The organism is Candidatus Protochlamydia sp. W-9 (genome assembly GCF_001950615.1).
In the GTDB taxonomy this organism is placed as follows: domain Bacteria; phylum Chlamydiota; class Chlamydiia; order Chlamydiales; family Parachlamydiaceae; genus Protochlamydia; species Protochlamydia amoebophila.
In genome coordinates, this window is record NZ_BCPZ01000067.1 from 1 (window position 1) to 233 (window position 233).

Sequence of the window (233 nt, forward strand, 5' to 3'; positions counted from 1 at the left end):
GAAAACTATTTGGTGATAAGGGATATATTTCGAAAGAACTTTCAAAGAGGCTTTTGAAACAAGGTCTTGAACTATTTACTACCCTAAGATCGAATATGAAGCAGAATCTTATGAAGTTGACAGACAAAATTCTTCTTAGAAAACGAGCTATTATTGAAACGGTGAATGATCAACTAAAAAATATTTCTCAAATTGAACATACACGCCACAGAAATGCCGGAAATTTTTTAATT

At 31.3% G+C, this 233-nt stretch carries 1 protein-coding gene; it reads left to right on the forward strand.

Annotated features, from left to right (window positions below; genetic code table 11):
- Positions 1–233: transposase (locus tag BU804_RS01905; protein WP_226996105.1), on the forward strand; the 233-nt coding region annotated here is incomplete at both ends.